This window comes from Westiellopsis prolifica IICB1, assembly GCF_004323185.1.
GTDB lineage: Bacteria > Cyanobacteriota > Cyanobacteriia > Cyanobacteriales > Nostocaceae > Pelatocladus > Pelatocladus prolificus_A.
Map to the genome: position 1 here is coordinate 526156 of NZ_NAPS01000003.1, position 17230 is coordinate 543385.

The window sequence follows — 17230 nt, forward strand, 5'->3', positions numbered from 1 at the left end:
TGTATTGTGTGATTTCCACTCCATATTCAGTTGACACTCATCTGGAGTGGAGAGAATGTCAACACCCAAGTCCCTCAACTAATTTGCGGGTAACGAAACTGGCAAAAATTTCGATGTCATCAGGTTTCGACAATGGTAATTGACCATCAATTAACAACATTGCTAGACCATGAACTAATGACCAAGCAACCCATGCAATCTGTCTGGGTTCTCCAGCTCTGATAACTCCAGCGGTTTGTCCCTCCACAATAATGTTTACCAATCCCATAAATGATTGCTGACTTACTTCAGTCAGAGATGGATACTTATTACTATCACTTGGGAAAGTTCCAAACATGACTCGGTAATTAGAAGGATGCTTGCTTGCATATTGTACATAAGCAACGCCACAGGCTTCTAAGCGTCTTAGCGGATGTTTGGGAGATTGTTCAACTGCAACTTTAAGAGCTTGCATTAATCCCAAAAATCCCTCTTTTGCGACAGCAGCTAAAAGCGCTTCTTTATCCTCAATTTGAAAATTGAAAGCTGTAGTAGAGATTTGGTCTTCTATTTGAGTTATTTGTGGATTCATTGCTTTATTTGCTCCTCATGATTATGTTGCTAAAATCAGGAATGTACAATTTTTAGATAGTTCCAAAGCTAAATGGGGCATATTACTTTACATAGGGTATTTATCAATTGCCAATGGAACTATTTTATTGCTATGGAAATTTCAATCAATTTACTAAGATACAGAGAGTATGTGTTTCTTGTTTATTGTCCATACTTACTTTTATAAATAGTTTAAAGAGGATTATTCAGAATAACAATTGAAACTTTTTATAAAAGATAGGATATTTTTTTCATATATAGAGTAGACCTCTTGCAAAAATATTTTTAACCCACCTTAACCCTAAGCGTAAACGGGGAGGGAACTAAATCTTTCCCCCGTTCACGGGTTCATTCGACTTTTGCAACAGGTCTAGTCATCCTAATTTATTCAGAACAACAAGAACCCCGACTTTTTGAACAAGTCAGGGTTCTGAATAAATTTCCACAAATTCAGATAGGATAGCTATACACAAGCAATGTACTAGTTTTTTACAGTCACACCTATTTTATGAGCCTCATCCGCTAAATTGGTATTTTGGGCTAAATATCCATCTTCCATACGAACAATACGGTCAGCAATATCTAGAATACGGTTATCATGAGTAACAATTAGGATGGTACAACCTTGTTCTTTAGCAAGGCGTTGCATAAGTTCAACAACATCACGACCTGATTTTTTATCTAAAGCTGCTGTAGGCTCGTCAGCCAAAACTAATTTAGGTTTTCCAACTAAAGCTCTAGCGATCGCAACTCTTTGTTTTTGTCCTCCTGAAAGATTTTCTGGATAATAGTTAATACGTTGATCTAAACCAACTGCTTGGAGCATGGCCTCAGACCTAGCCCGGATTTCTTGCTGAGAGAGGTTATCGTTTAGTTCTAACGATAACTGGACATTTTGTCGAGCTGTCAAGAATCCTAGTAAGTTGTGAGCTTGGAAAATATAACCTATTTGGCGACGGACTTGCACCAGTTGTTTTTCACTGCTTCCGTATAGTTCTTGACCGAGAAATTTTAGGCTACCTGCTTGCACAGAACGTAAGCTACCGATCAAACTCAGTAAAGTTGTTTTACCTGAGCCTGATGGACCAGTCATAATAACAATTTCTCCTGCTTGAATTTGCAGATTAATATCAAATAAAATTTGCTTTTTTAATGCGGCTCGACCATAGTAATGATCAAGATTTTTGATATCAATAACAGGTATTGTCATCATAATATTTATTCAAGAAATACAATTTTACTAAAAAATATCTGCTGGGTCTGCTGATTGTAGTTTTTGTACTGCGATCGCACCAGAAATCGAACACATTAATACAGTCAAAATTAATACTCTTAAAGCTGTCTCAATAGTCATAACCATAGGCAGAAGTGTAACTTGTCTAGCCAAATAGTATTGTAAAATCGCAAAACTAAATCCTGGTATATAACCAAGAATTGCTAATATCAAAGCTTCTTTTAAAATCACAAATAATAAAAAGTTGTTTGTATATCCCATTGCTTTTAAAGTTGCATATTCCGGTAGATGATCGGAAACTTCTGTATAAAGAATCTGATAAACAATAACAGTTCCAACAAAAAAACCTATAGCTATACCTAAACCAAAAATAAATCCTAGTGGTGTATTACTGTGCCAGTAATTTTTTTCAAATTCAAATAATTCTTCTTTGGATAGAACTTTAACGTTCTTCGGTAAATATTTTCTTAATTTTTCTAAAACAAGTTTTTTGTCTGCTCCTGGTTCTAAAGAAATCATTCCTATATCAATTAGACCAGATTTGCGATTTTGAAATATACGTAAAAAAGTTAAGTCACTTGTGGTTATTGTGCCATTAATAGCGAAAGATGTTCCTAACTCAAATACTCCGCCTACTTTCACTCTACGATTACCAACTTCTGTTGTAATTTGTTTTCCTTGATTAAATTCATCAACAATATCTCCAAATTCTTTTCGAGAACCTTTATCAAACAGAACTACATCTAATAAGCTAATCTTATCAAGATTACGTTCAACACCTGGAATTTTAAAAACATTATCATCAGGGTTGAGACCAACAATAAATATACTGTGAATCTGCCGATTTTGTGGATTCCTCCAACTAGTAAAACCAAAATATATAGGATACACAGATTTGACACCATTTAATCCCAAAGATTTGTATAAAGTTCTTTGAGAAAATGTTTTCATATCAACCAGTGATTTAGAACGAGGATTGATTAAAGCAATATCACCATCTAAGTTTTTATAAAAACTTACGGCACTTTCAAAAAGAGATTCATTGAAACCCATTTGCATAAACATCAGGATGTCTGCAAATCCAATTCCAGCCAACGCCACTAATAATTTAATTTTTTTCCTAGTGAGTTGTAACCATGCTAAAGATGTTTTACCAGCCATAATTATCTACCCTCAAATTATTGCTTTTATCTAATCATTTAGAAAATATGCAGTTTGGGATAGAGCTCTAATTGATAATCAGATTCCCTAAGCCAAAAATTAATTTTGATAGTAATAGGACTTATACCAATTCTTCGTGAAGCTGCATAGAATTTTACTCCTCCCCAACCCTTCCTAAGGGAGGGTCTTTGTATGCGTATTCATATTAAATACCGATTCTTGGCTTCCTACCTTACGGTAGACACGTAGACGCTTCTGCGGCTTCCGTAGGTAGTGGCTTCTGAAATTAGCCGCTTGCGCGTCTAAGGCGTCTTGGCGGTTTAATAAGCAAAGCTTTTTGGCGATTTTTGCGTAATTACTGAGTAATTAGTGAGATTTAATCTAATTTTTAGATATTAATCTTCACAACAACTTTGGCATAAGTCAAACCCGAAACGAGTTTGCTATCTTTTGGAGTCAGGCGAATTTTGACTTCCACAATTCTGGTATCCATTTCTGCTGATGGATCTGTATCAAGGACATTTTGTTTACTAATTTTTTTGCCAACATTAATAACATTTCCCTGTAACTTTCCAGGAAAAGCACCATAGTTACTGGTGATGGTAACTTTTTGACCTAGACGTACTTTACCAATATCGTCTTCATTAACTTCTGCTACTGCCATCATTTTAGTAGTTTGACCAAGTTCTAAAATTCCTTCACTCATAATGTTTTCACCAGGCCATGTATTAATTTTTAGAACTTGGCCGTTTATTGGACTACGAATATATGATAAGTTAAGATTTGCTTGCGCTTGTTTAACAGCTGCAATTGAATACTCTACTTGAGCTTGAGCTGCTTGTACATCAGTGGGACGGACTTCAGAAATACTTACTAGAGTAGATTTAGCTTGCTTTATTTGTTCACGGTCTGTTTCTACAGCTAAACGTTTACTATCTAAAAGCGAAGCAGAAATAGCACCAGCTTGGTTAAGATATTGGTAACGTTCAAATTCTTTTTGATTAATATCTAGTTGTACTTTCAAGCGATCAATTATTGCTTTTTGTGCTTGAATATCTCCAGTTTTTGCTCCAGCTTTCACTTTTTCTAAATTGGCTCGTTCAACCTGGACTTGCTGTTTAGCAGCAACTAAAGCTGCTTGATTTTGCTCAAGGTTATCTAAAGCTGCAATCACCTGACCTTTACGCACAACATCCCCATCTTTGACAAATAACTGAGCTATTCTTGCTCCTTGTCCTACAACTGGGGTTGGTGCAGACACCTTAATTACTTCTCCTTCTGGTTTTAGGATTCCTAAAGCACTAACATTGGTAACTTGAGGAACGACATCTTGTTTAGGTATTGGTAAAGGTTGTTGCAAAACTTGTTGAGAACGTAAAAGTTTATAAATAGTAACTATACCAACAGCTAAAGAAACACCAAATACTAAGATAAAAAGCCGTTGAACTATTGTTTTAAAACCAACTTGATTATTCTGAATCGATTTGTGTGTCATATAGAAGTCCTTAATTTTTTCTTTGCTCGACGTTCGCAATTAAATAAAAAATTATATTTAATTTAACGGACATAAAATATACAACTTACTGAATTATGTTCAGCAATGAAAAGGAATCCTATAGATTAATATGTGATTTTAGCCTAATTTATTGAGTATTAAGTTTATGTTATATTATCTAGAAAATTTTTCAGCTAAGATAAGGATAATAAGCATGAACTTAAACATTTTGCAAATCCCCATACTCTGAAAAGTAGGGAATTTGCACTGAATTATAGCGCTTATCACTTGAAAGAAGTAGAAGTTTATCGGCGTTCTGAATCGCCAATTTATCTAAGTAGGTCGATGCAAATAAAGCTAACTCGCCAGGGTCGTCATTTGTTTTTTGTCATTGGTAAGGGTTTCAACTATATTTACATTTCGTAATATAGTTTTGTGTATTCCCACCGACTTACTTATGTTTACCTGTGTATCTAGCAGAAGTCGCTTGCGTGTCTACATTTTTTGACTTGTGTACCTCACTCAAAATCGCTATAGTGTTAAAAAAGCAACAGAACTAGCTTCCCTCAGATATTCTACAGATAGGTGCTATATCTCAACTTCCAAAACTTTCATTTGTTTCCGATTTGAAATGCAATTGCACATTTGTGTTGTGATTAACCTTACTTGAAATCCTAGAAATTTCTTCGGTTACTATATTGACACTAGAGGCTTTATTTGTATTATGCCAGTCATCATTCCAAGTGATAAAGAGGTCTCTTGGAAAGGAGATTAATGTCTGTGTATATTTTTTGATATGACGCCAAAGATACTTCATTACTTCCAGAATAAGTACTAACAAGTTGAAGTCACTGTAGTACTGATGTAGTTTTTGCTGACCTAAACTTCTAAACCAAAATTGCAAGCGTAAAGCAGATGGAACTGTAAAGGTTATGGGACAACGGGATGACGGCGATGATAGCTTCAAATAAGCTGGAGCTATCTCAATATTTTCAAACAATTTAAAAATACGACTTGCTGTTTCCTCTGATGACTGACGTTCTTCTTCCATAGCTTCTACTTCAGAAACTGCGGTATCAAAAAGAGCCTTGTATTCTTTTAAACTGCTGGCCAATGCTCCATTGTATGGTGGTAGATCAGCCTCTACCAAGTACGCAGGGTCTTGTGTTTCTAAATACTTGCAATATAATCGAATTTGACCTTGACCTGCAAGGATGTTACCAAGACTCCAAACACGAAACCAAGCGTTCCAAAGCTCAAATCCTTTAGTAAAACAGGAGTAACCACTTGAAACTAAGCGATCGTGGTGGATGAGAGCATTCTCTATCAAGTTTTCGTAGTGAATAAAACGTTGTCGAGAAAAATCACCATCTACACATGCTTTGAGTAGATAATCACTAAGTTTTGTGATTGCAGCACATGTGAGTGATAATCCACCAGAAAAAAGTGGATCAATAAACCCTGCTGCACTTGGTAAAAGAGACCATCTATCACCTACTATTTGTTTGGAAGAATATTGAAGACGCTCAGAAGAAATCCATTCACGAACCGCTTTAGCGTCTTTAAACTGCTGGGCGATTGATGGGAAGCGTTGAACAAATTGATTAAACTCTTCTTCAGGGGAAATATCTGTTTTTGGATAGATATTTCTGTCCAAAGTCAGTCCAACACTACATAAAGGATTAGTAGAATTTGAGTGATTATTAAAGGGAATAATCCAGAACCATCCACCTTCAAAGAAATGGTGTAAAGTTGTTTGAGAAAATGGATAAGGAAACCCATAGGTAGTTTTTGCTGAAGCAACCTCGTCATAAGGCTTGACATTCACCATGTGGGTAAACAAACTACGGGTATTGGTTTTATAAGGTGGTTCACTTTCACGTAAACCCATCTGCTTACTTAGTGGAGAATTAAAACCTGAAGCGTCAACTAAGTAACGTGAGAAAAATTTCTGACCTTTATTACTTTGCAAATATGCACCCTTCTCATCAAAACTAATCTCAGAAATACGAGTGTTTTGATAAGCGACAACACCATATTTCACAGCCGTAGCAAACATATAAGCATCGGTTTCATGACGTAGCCAATGACAATCAGGGCCAAAAGGTGCAGTTAATGTTGGAAGTTGATTCGATTCTTGTGGTTGCTGTTCTTGATTTTCTCGATGATATAAAAAGCTAAAACCTCGCTTAACCCCGCTTCCTGTACCGATGTGATCGCGAAGAGTATAGAAGTTAGAAAGATACCCAATCTCAGGAACTAAAAATCGGCGAGCCATTAACTTCATTTTAATAGATGTATCTGGAACTGTAGACTCTCCAATTGCAAATTTAGGATGACTACCTCCATCAATCATAACTACTCGAAGACCATTTCGAGCCAGAATAGCACCTAGCATTGTTCCACCAATACCAGTACCTAAAATTGCAACATCATAACTATCTACTACACTCATGGATTACTCCTTGATCATTAAATTTTATTGAATGCTAGTAAGTAGACATCTCCGAAAAAGAATATAAAAGCCTTGTGCAGTCAGGGTCGATACCTCATTTCTGGAGATGTCTAGTCAATCAACATCATCAGTCATTTAGCTTTGTTGGATACATTCAGTAAGTCCGCGCAAATAAAGCTAACTAGTAAGTCAGTGCGGTGGACGGGTTGACTTATTGTTCTTCTGCGCCAACTTACTTAACCTAGTTGATTAACACCTCACGCCGTTATTAGAAAGATCTACTATGACTGTTTCAGCATTCTGTATTAGCAAGTTATTGAATTGAAATTGCATACGTTGACGCCATACTTCATAAGCTGGGTTTTCAAACCAGTCCTCGGCGTCAAGTGGTAATTCTACACGTGTTGTATCAACAAGCCGAACTACTGCTTCAATTGGCATTCCACATAATATAGAAGATGCTAAAGCTGTGTAAGAGGTTTGATTTCCTGCTACATCCCGACACTTTACTGCCATAGCACCACCTTGAGCTAGGTCTAGTTGATTCTTTCCTGAAGATATTTTCAGTAATTCTAGAGCATCGCGATTTATTTCACCAGCATAAATGCTAGCAAAACCAATACCACTCCAAAGATCAGCTTGACGTGATAAAGGAAAAGAATTGACGATTTCTGAAATACCTGTGATATCTGCACTTAGTGAAAACCAAATTGCTCGTCCTAATCCTTGATCGAAAGCTCGGCAAGCATAACCAGTTAGTCCTTTAGGAACAATAGCTTTTTTTACAAAATGTTGCCAATGATTCATTCCTAAACAGAAACCATAGCCATCGATCGCTAACCAACGTTGTAAAGGATCTAATGGTGCTAAAGATTTCTTGATTCCTCGTTGTAAACCAACAATTGCAAAACCAACTCCTATATGTATTAAATGCGAATATTTTGCTCCAGCACTGTTGAGAAAATTTTCTAGTCTATTTTGTCGCCAAGGACTCACGTAATCGAGTATGGCTAAACCCATTCCTGCTCCTTCATACGCAAATCCCCGTAAATTAGGTTTAGTAGCTTCTAGCTGACTAACCAGAACATCTGTGTTACCGAGTTCAAGAGCTGCATTACACCCATTAATGAAAGTAAAACTAATCTGCTTTAAGTGGCGTTGTGCTTCAGTAGAATCTCCTGGAAAATTAATCCAAAGATTATCAATGTTTTCAAGCGAAACACCAAATAAAGTTCTACGCAAAAATCCCCAAGTTAGTGCCATTGGTATATCCTTCACTTGATAAATTAATTAAATTTAGACCTCAAATTATTTATTCAATTTTTATTGCAATTAGACTCTGATTAAAAGATTTTTGTCAGGAATATTAGGCTATTTTTAATCAAATCTATTTGCCCTTTGTACAAGGGAATATATTTTAAGGTCAAAAGGAAATCATTAAAGGTATTCATCAAGCCTTTGTGCTTGATCGTTCAGTCAACTACACTCATGATATTAATAGCTATCAAAAGTACTTACAATAGAATATTTTTCGATAATATAGGATATTTATTAACTGATAAAAATAACATATATAGCAATCCTATATGATTTGTGAAAATCCCAGAGCTTAGATCCCCGACTTCTTTAAGAAATCGGGGATCTTGTATCCTATATAGGAATTTTATAGGAATCACCCTTGATTTGTGGACTTATAAGTTGATTCAGGAAACAGGGAAAAAACTGTACTACTGAGTTCTGTTCAAAATTTAAATAGTAATCCTATACATGCCTATATGAAAGACTTTTAAATATGGAAGTTTAATTTTACATTTATATATCTGCATTTACATTATTTAATATCATTTTTATTTTTGTATCCATATTTTTCTAGATAACAGCGTTTAAAGGATGATTACTTTGATTTTGCTTTTGATCGCTTGACTTCACGAATATTTATTTATCTTATCAATTCTTCGTATATATAATATCTTAATTTTAAAATATATAGACTGTTCAGCGAATTTTCACCAATATTCGCTGTTTTTATGGTTTGACATTTAAAAATTTTTCTGATACCTTCGTAAGTACTTAAGTAACTAAGTACTTTTTCACCAAAAAGGGAAATCTCAAGACTAAAAGAACTTACGAAAGCTAGCAATTTGTAACAAGCACAACATCCAATACCAATTATTTGTGAGGTTGCACAGAATCTTGAGGTTTAAAATCATTGTATAGCAAGAGTTTTGAATCTGGCTATTCTATCCATATTTAGATGAAATTGGTATAAGGTATTAACATTTCTATAAATTCTTGCTTTTAGTAGTTACTAACTAAAGATTTGTATACGAGAATGAATCCACAAAAGCAGAGGCGCAAACGTGGCGTCATCCTTACCCCAGAAGGATGGCAAAAGTTTCAGAAGGCAAAAATGGATCTGGAGCTTCAAGAGAATTACGGAGATAGATATAAGCTTGAAGAACTAAGCGATCGCGCTGGATTAAATCCAAGCACTGTAGCAAAAATACTTGCTCGTCAGGAAGGAGTTGACAAACAAACACTGGAAATATTTTTTACTTCTTTTAACTTAATACTCAGTAAAGATTGCTATTCCAATGCAGTCGCAAGCAAGTACCAAGACTGGGGAGAAGCAATTGATGTTTCAATGTTTTGTGGGCGTACAGATGAACTGGTAATATTAGAGGAGTGGCTCCTTAAAGACAACTGTCGGTTAGTAGCTATTTTGGGGATGGGAGGAATAGGTAAAACAACTCTGTCTATCAAACTGGCTAAACAGATTCAAGATCGGTTTGAGTATGTTATTTGGCAATCCTTGCGAGATGCTCCACCCATCAATACTATTCTCAGTAAACTAAATCAATTTTTATATCAAGAACAAGAAACAGAAGCTAACTCATCAAAAACCACATCTGAAAAAATCTCGCGATTAATCACTCGTCTACGAGAACACCGTTGTCTAATCATACTAGATAATATAGAGTCAATCCTAGCTAGTGGTAGTCGTTCTGGACAATATCTTAAAGGATATGAAGAGTACGGTCAGTTATTCAAAGAAGTAGGAGAAGTACCTCATCAAAGCTGCTTATTAATAACTAGTCGAGAAAAACCTAAAGAAGTAGTTTTACTGCAAGGAGAAACATTACCTGTTCGTTCATTTAGAATAAATGGTTTGCAATGTATAGATGGACAAGAAATACTGAAAATCAAAGGACTATCTGGTACACCATCTGAACTGTCAACTTTAGTCAATCACTACGCAGGAAATGTCTTGGCTTTAAAAGTTGTTGCTACTACTATTCAAGATTTATTTGATGGTGATGTTTCTGATTTTTTTAAACAAGAAACTGGTCTTTTTGGTGATATTTATGAGTTATTAGATCAGCAATTTGAACGCTTATCAGATTTAGAAAAAAGTGTAATGTACTGGTTAGCTATCAATCGTGACTCAATTACACTATCAGAATTAAAATCGGATTTCGTCTTAAATGAACTCCATTTAAAACTGTTTGAGGCTTTAGAGTCTCTTGGGCGGCGATCTCTAATTGAGAAAGCTTCGCCTACCCTACTAGAGAGAAGCACATCACTCTTCACATTACAACCGGTAGTAATGGAGTATGTGACACGGCATTTTAGAGAACAAATTTGCAAAGAAATTATTACTCAAGACATCAAAATTTTCAGATCACATGCTATTTTAAAGGCGACAGCAAAGGATTACATCAGACATGCTCAAAATCGTTTTATCTTGGAGCCTATCATTGATGGGCTTATTGCTGTTTTCACAAACAAAATCAATCTTGAAAATCACTTGAAGGAAATTATTGCCAGGTTACAGAAGGAATTTCCCTTACAAGTAGGATATACATCTGGTAATATATTAAATTTATTTTGTCATCTGAAAACTAATTTAAATGGTTATGATTTTTCTGATTTAAATATCTGGCAAGCATACCTGCATAGTGTGAATTTACATGATGTAAATCTTCAAAATGCCAACTTAACTAAGTGTGTTTTTACTGACACAATTGGTGGTATTCATTCTGTAGTTTTTAGCCCCAATGGAGAGCTTTTAGCCACAGGTGATACTAATGATGAGGTTCGTTTGTACCAAGTTGCAGATGGAAAGTTAATGCTCATTTGCAAAGGACATACAGATTGGGTTTGGCCAGTCACCTTTAACCCTCAAGGTACAGTGATTGCTAGTGGAAGTGTTGACCAAACAATCAAGCTATGGGATGTGAGTACGGGCCAATGTCTCAAAACTTTGTATGGCCATAACGGTGGGATTTGGTCATTGGCTTTTAATTCAGATAACGGCACACTTGCAAGTGGTAGCGATGACAAAACAGTGAAATTATGGAATCTTAACACAGGTAAATGTTTAAAAACTTTCCAGGGACACAGTAATCGAGTTACATCAGTGGCCTTCAGTCCTTGTGGTAATATTCTTGCAAGTGGAAGTGATGACCATCTAATATATTGTTGGGATATTAAAACTGGTAATCGCCTTAATATCTTAGAAGGACATACCCGTCAGGTTTGGTCGATAGCTTTCAGTTCAGATGGTCAAACTCTTGTCAGTGGTAGTCATGATCAAACGATCAAAGTATGGGATATCAAAACTACTCGTTGCCTTCGGACTTTACAAGATCATAGTGACTGCGTAAATTCAGTTACTTTTGTCTCTAATGACCGTATGGTTGCAAGTGGTAGCGATGACAAAACAGTGAAGTTATGGGATGTCAACACTGGCAGGTGTGTTAGTACACTAAGAGGACATAGCAGTAGAGTCTGGTCAGTTGCTGTTAATCTAAACTCTGGCGTAATAGCCAGTGGCAGCGATGACCAAACAGTAAAATTATGGGATATCAATACAAATCAGTGTTTCAAAAGCTTACACGGTTATTGTAATGGCATTTGGTCTGTTGCTTTTAGTCCTCAAGGTGATATCGTTGCAAGTGGCAGTGGAGACCAAACAGTGAAATTGTGGGACACTGATACTGGTCGATGTCTTGAAACTTGGCATGGACATAGTAATCGGGTCACATCAGTTGCTTTTAGTCCAAATGGTCGTATGCTTGCAAGTGCTAGTGAAGATCAAACGGTCAAGTTATGGGATACTAAAACAGGTGAATGCATCAAAACTTGTTCTGGTCATAGCAATCGGGTTGTTTCAGTAGCCTTCAATCCTGAAGGTAGGTTGCTGGCAAGCAGCAGTGATGACCAAACAGTAAAATTGTGGAATGTAGACACTGGTCGATACGTTCAAAGTTTGGAAGGACATACTAATCGAGTTTGGTCAGTTGCCTTTAGTCCTCAAGGTAAAATTTTGGCTAGTGGTTGTCTTGACCAAATAGTAAGATTGTGGGATATTAGCACCGGTCGATGTATTGCAACTTTATCGGGTCATATCGGTGGAGTTTGGTCAGTTGCTTTTAGTCCTGATGGTTCTATCCTTGCAAGCGGTAGCAGCGATCAAACGATCAAACTTTGGGATGTTAACACCAGTCAATGTATAGCAACCTTGCAGGGACATCGCAACTGTGTATATTCACTAGTTTTTGTAAATGATCTTACGCTCGTAAGTGGTAGTGGGGATCAAACGGTACGCTGTTGGGATATCAAAACCAATAACTGTGTAGAAACATTGTTAGGACATACCAAATTAGTTTGGTCAGTTGCCTACAATAATCAACAAAAAATATTAGTTAGTGCAAGTGAAGATGAAACAATAAAACTTTGGGATATCTTAAGTTCAAAATGCCTAAAAACATTGAGAAGCAAAAGACCTTATGAAGGCACAAATATTATAGGTACAACTGGTATAACCGAGGATCAAAAGACTACATTGAAAGCTTTAGGAGCACTTGATTCCAAGCTTTTAATGTCTATAAAAGATGTCTCTACTGAAATCTTGATGGACTAAAAATAGATTCAATCAGAAGTTCCTACAACTGTCTCAAAATCAATAATAGGGCTAATAGTTAAGATTATGTCACAGTCCCTTAAGCAAAAAGCACAGAAGAGACACGCAGTCGCCAACATTCAGTTGCGATCGCCCAGTCTTCTTGGGTATGGATTGTCAATACTCGCACTGCTGAGTCAGGAGTAGCAATATCTTGATCAAGGATAAAATTTATATTTTTTTTGGGATCAAGTTTCAGCCCCAAAAACTTAAACGGTTCACACGCAGCTTGGCGAATAAGAGGAGAATTTTCACCTACACCTGCGGTGAACACCAAAGCATCTAACCCATCCAAACTAGCAAGCATCGCACCTATATAAGAGCGCAAGCGATGGATATATATATCCCATGCGAGTTGAGCGCGGGAGTTACCTTGAATCATTGCTTCCATCACCAAGCGCAAATCGTTAGATATACCAGAAATTCCCTTTAAACCAGAAACTTGATTGAGAATGTATTCTAGCTGCTCTGGAGAATAATTATGTTGTCGCAATAGGTAAATTGCAATACCGGGATCAATAGAGCCAGAACGACTCCCCATCATCAACCCATCTAGAGGTGTAAAACCCATTGTCGTGTCAACACTACGACCATTTTTAATTGCTGTTAAGGAGCAACCATTGCCAAGATGACAGATAATCAAACGCAGTGATTCTAAATCTCGATCAAGGATATGAGCAGCACGTTGAGCGCAGTATTTGTGACTGGTACCATGAAATCCGTAACGACGAATTCCTTGCTCTACCCACTCGTAAGGGCCGGGATAAATAGCAGCAGCGTCAGGTATCTGAGCATGGAATGCAGTATCAAAAACTGCCACTTGCATAACTTTCCCTAACGCCTGTTCAATCATTTGTATTCCCTGCAAGTTTGCTGGATTGTGAACAGGAGCAAGGGTAGAAAGACGAGCGATCGCCTCTTTTACATCGTCAGTAATAATAACGCTATCTTGGTAATGTTGGCCACCATGTACTACGCGATGTCCGACAACATCAATTTCTGATAAATGCTTAATTACCTGAGTGCTACCTTGAGTCAGGGTATCAAGTACATAAGCCATCACAACAGCTTGGCTTTCGGCTTCAATTTTTTCTTGCAGCACTTCACCCGTAGCTGTTTTTATATCGATTTTGGCGACACCCTGAAGATAAGTCCAATCCACTTTTGCTTCCCAAAGAGGTAGAGGTACTTGGTTGGGAAGAACTTCACCTGCTATCTCATAGAGACAACTTTTTTGGCTGCTTGATCCAGCATTTAGTACTAGTATCTTCATTGTTTTAAAAAAGATTTCGGGGCGCTTATCGCCCGATCAATGACACAAGTGTTAAATCGATGGATAGGAAACAAAGTTCGTAGTAAGGACTATACGCGCTGCGGGAACCCAGGGTAGTCTTGATTTTTTAAGCACTAAAGTACTTACTACAAACTCTTAATTTAAACTTGACAAACTATTAGTTTTCATTTATGGCGCTGATATTAGCTTGATTTGATTTGCCTTTAATCAATTTCTTCAGCAGGGTTTGTTTCCACATAACGATACCCGTTAATGAGAGAACTGGAATAATTACGAACTGCATCAGTGCGGTAAATGCAGAATTACTGTTCCAAGGTGAATAAATATATGTACCAATAAAGCCTGCACCAACAATATGAATCCAGCGCATGGTAACTCGGAGAGTTTTGTTAGACATAATTACATCCTTTGATTGGTTAATGGAAATTACAATCTGAATAAGTGAGTCGGCTGAATATTTTCTATTTGGAAGTCCCTAAGCGAGCATCTCGAATTAATTCAAATAATGTGAGGATAAATGCAACCGAAAGTAGAAGTGATAAAACCACAGCATAAATTCCCATCGCAGGTGAAGCAATCCCAAGTAGATTAGGTTTACCGAGAGAATGCGATACATTGCTAATTCCGTACGCCCATGTAGAATACTGATCGACAGGGGTTTCTATAAAAATATGTCCCATTTGAGTGGCAATATAAGCAAATGTTATTGCTACTACTCGATACCAGGGATATGAACGTGTGAGAAAAACGCTAAGAAAAAGTGGATAAACTAACAAGCTGAAGGTAAACGGGGTGACATCTGATATAAATGGCCAACCACTACGGTCAGCACGGAGAATATGGTCTATGTGATGCAGAATACCAAGGGAAAGCGTTACTGCTAATAATACTTCGCTACGCCATAGTCTCAGGTTTTGATACCTTTTAACTTCCATATAAATATCATCCTGTTCCTAAGTATCTTCGTCATTTTGAATTCAGTTGAGTGAAACTTGTTTGTACAAAACTATAAAACTTAGGTAGAAGATTCCAAAAAGACACCAAGACGACGAAACTTTTGATATCGCAGTTCGCGACGTTGTTGTCCTGTCAGAAGACTGAGTTCCTCTAAGTTATGCACCAGTGCTTGCTTGAGAGTTTTAGCTGTCTCAAGCGGATTTAAATGTGCTCCACCCAAAGGTTCTGGTAATATCTGGTCTATGATGCCTAAACTTTTAAGATCCGCAGCCATCATTTTGAGAGCAGCAGCAGCTTGAGGAGCTTTACTAGCATCTTTCCATAAGATAGCTGCACAAGCTTCTGGTGGAGCAACACTGTAGACAGCATATTCAAACATTAATACACGTTCACCGACGCCAATACCTAAAGCACCACCGGAACCTCCTTCACCAATAACTGTACAAATGATGGGAACTTCTAATCGAAACATCTCTCGTAAATTGTAGGCGATCGCCTCTCCTTGACCATGATGTTCTGCCTCTACTCCAGCCCAAGCAGCTGGTGTATCGATAAAAGTTAATATTGGCAGACCAAAACGGTTAGCATGTTCCATTAATCGGACTGCTTTGCGGTAGCCGCTAGGATGAGCCATACCAAAATTTCGCAGAATGTTGTCTTTGGTATCGCGGCCTTTTTGATGACCAAGCATTACTACTGGTCGTCCATCCAGTCTTCCTATCCCACCAATTATAGCTGGATCATCAAAACCACCGCGATCGCCATGTAATTCTACCCAGACATCACTGATCGCTTGAATGTAATCAAGTGTATTGGGACGACGGGGATGACGTGCAAGTTGTAGCCGTTGAGCCGCAGAAAGATTATTGAAAGTTTCCTCATACAATTGCAGAGTGCGAGACTCCAATTGCAAGATTTGTGCGGAAACATCTACTCCATTTTCTGCTGCTAATTCACGAATTTGATTAATTCGCGACTTTAGCTCGAACAAGGGCTTTTCAAAATCTAATAGTAATGGTCTATGATTAGTTGTTACCATTTCAACAAATATAACTTTAGGGTAGTTAAAAACTCTAATTCAGCTAAAAGTATTTCATTTACAAAAGCGATTACACTATCAAAACTAACGCTTTTGCAATGTAATTTCAATATATAAAATTTCGATAACATAGGATATTTCTTAGATGAATATAAGGTTAAAGCATGGAATATAGAGTATAAGACTGCACAATTCATAAAATGTGTTGCTCTGAATCGTTGAGTTAGCCATTGTTGTTCAGCTTTTTCCAACATCTGAGGAAAAATCTTTCAGCCGGACTTCGTCCGTCTACGTATCGAAGCGCAGGGTAATCCAAAATCTAAAATGGTATCACCCGTATAGTATGCAATTATAAAGGACTTGACACTTGTAGTAGCTTGTTACCACCCTTTTGAAACTCATAGGCAACTTCTTTAATTTGGACTGTGTATCCTTGCTCCTTTAACTCGTGGATTACAGGTTGCACAAGTGAAGATAGTTTTCCAGAGGTACTTAATAGTGGAAAAATTCGTGTCTGTTTAGCTACTCTACACATTTCTATAATCGAAGCTAAATGGAACTCTTGAGAAAGACAGTGAGAATAAGTGAACAATAAGTGAGAGCATAAAGCTAAATCAAATTGTCTATTAGCAAATGGTAAACTAGGCAATACGCTAGTAATGTAACGATTTTCTTGTAATCCTAATGTAAAATCTTCAATAAATGTTTGCATTGCTACCATTCTAAGTTTTTGAAGCTGGTATGGAGACTGGATTTTCTGCCACACAAAACTATCTGAGTTTGTTTGTAGTGCATTCATAATTGCCTGATTAGCTTCTTGAATGCGATCAGCAATTTCATTTGCAGTTAAATTGTAGATAGTATCGCAGGAAATAACATTAAACCCTTGCTTTGTCATTTCAGCATTAAAGCTTGCAGGTCCACCAGCACAGTCAAGGATCTTCACTTTTAAATCTGCTGCAACTAGATCAAACATTTGGATATATTCTGTGGTAGAACGCCCCCACACAGCAATGTCTTTTAGCATAAGTAAATCAGT

At 37.0% G+C, this 17230-nt stretch carries 12 protein-coding genes; 1 reads left to right on the plus strand and 11 read right to left on the minus strand.

The features are described 5' to 3' along the window. Nucleotides 1–58: 58 nt before the first annotated feature. The 6 genes from B4U84_RS27375 to B4U84_RS27400 form a co-directional block, all read right to left on the minus strand. Entirely contained in the window at nucleotides 59–571 is a 513-nt protein-coding gene (locus tag B4U84_RS27375) for a TetR-like C-terminal domain-containing protein (protein WP_017308596.1), read from the minus strand. Nucleotides 572–1072: 501 nt separating this feature from the next. Continuing rightward, nucleotides 1073–1804 (minus strand): DevA family ABC transporter ATP-binding protein, encoded by a 732-nt coding sequence (locus B4U84_RS27380; protein ID WP_165490369.1) that lies wholly within the window; start codon nucleotides 1802–1804, stop codon nucleotides 1073–1075. Nucleotides 1805–1831: 27 nt separating this feature from the next. Next, nucleotides 1832–2986, minus strand: coding sequence for an ABC transporter permease DevC (gene devC / locus B4U84_RS27385; protein ID WP_131121282.1), 1155 nt, complete (start codon nucleotides 2984–2986; stop codon nucleotides 1832–1834). Between the two features lie 388 nt (nucleotides 2987–3374). Then, nucleotides 3375–4481, minus strand: a complete 1107-nt coding sequence (locus B4U84_RS27390; protein WP_131121283.1) for an ABC exporter membrane fusion protein — start codon at nucleotides 4479–4481, stop codon at nucleotides 3375–3377. A gap of 595 nt (nucleotides 4482–5076) precedes the next feature. Next, nucleotides 5077–6936 carry an NAD(P)/FAD-dependent oxidoreductase gene (locus B4U84_RS27395; protein WP_131121284.1) on the minus strand — a complete coding sequence of 620 codons (1860 nt, stop codon included), beginning with the start codon at nucleotides 6934–6936 and terminating at the stop codon, nucleotides 5077–5079. A 249-nt stretch (nucleotides 6937–7185) separates the two neighbouring features. Continuing rightward, a complete protein-coding gene (locus B4U84_RS27400; RefSeq protein ID WP_131121285.1) occupies nucleotides 7186–8199 on the minus strand; it encodes a DUF1702 family protein in 1014 nt (337 codons plus the stop codon). Nucleotides 8200–9268: 1069 nt separating this feature from the next. Between B4U84_RS27400 and B4U84_RS27405 the strand changes: the two genes are divergently transcribed. Continuing rightward, nucleotides 9269–12862: a WD40 domain-containing protein gene (locus B4U84_RS27405; protein WP_131121286.1), complete on the plus strand. Its 3594-nt coding sequence runs from the start codon at nucleotides 9269–9271 to the stop codon at nucleotides 12860–12862. Nucleotides 12863–12941: 79 nt separating this feature from the next. Here B4U84_RS27405 and B4U84_RS27410 read toward each other — a convergent pair whose 3' ends face one another. From B4U84_RS27410 to B4U84_RS27430, 5 genes are all read right to left on the minus strand, one after another. Then, the gene (locus B4U84_RS27410) at nucleotides 12942–14174 is read right to left on the minus strand and encodes an acetate kinase (protein ID WP_131121287.1); all 1233 of its coding nucleotides are present in this window, start codon (nucleotides 14172–14174) and stop codon (nucleotides 12942–12944) included. 178 nt (nucleotides 14175–14352) lie between these two features. Then, nucleotides 14353–14592, minus strand: coding sequence for a hypothetical protein (locus tag B4U84_RS27415; RefSeq protein WP_131121288.1), 240 nt, complete (start codon nucleotides 14590–14592; stop codon nucleotides 14353–14355). A 64-nt stretch (nucleotides 14593–14656) separates the two neighbouring features. Continuing rightward, nucleotides 14657–15130: a hypothetical protein gene (locus tag B4U84_RS27420; RefSeq protein WP_052508264.1), complete on the minus strand. Its 474-nt coding sequence runs from the start codon at nucleotides 15128–15130 to the stop codon at nucleotides 14657–14659. A gap of 80 nt (nucleotides 15131–15210) precedes the next feature. Then, a complete protein-coding gene (locus B4U84_RS27425) occupies nucleotides 15211–16191 on the minus strand; it encodes an acetyl-CoA carboxylase carboxyltransferase subunit alpha (RefSeq protein WP_131121289.1) in 981 nt (326 codons plus the stop codon). Between the two features lie 349 nt (nucleotides 16192–16540). Then, nucleotides 16541–17218, minus strand: coding sequence for an SAM-dependent methyltransferase (locus tag B4U84_RS27430; RefSeq protein ID WP_131121290.1), 678 nt, complete (start codon nucleotides 17216–17218; stop codon nucleotides 16541–16543). Nucleotides 17219–17230 lie beyond the last annotated feature (12 nt).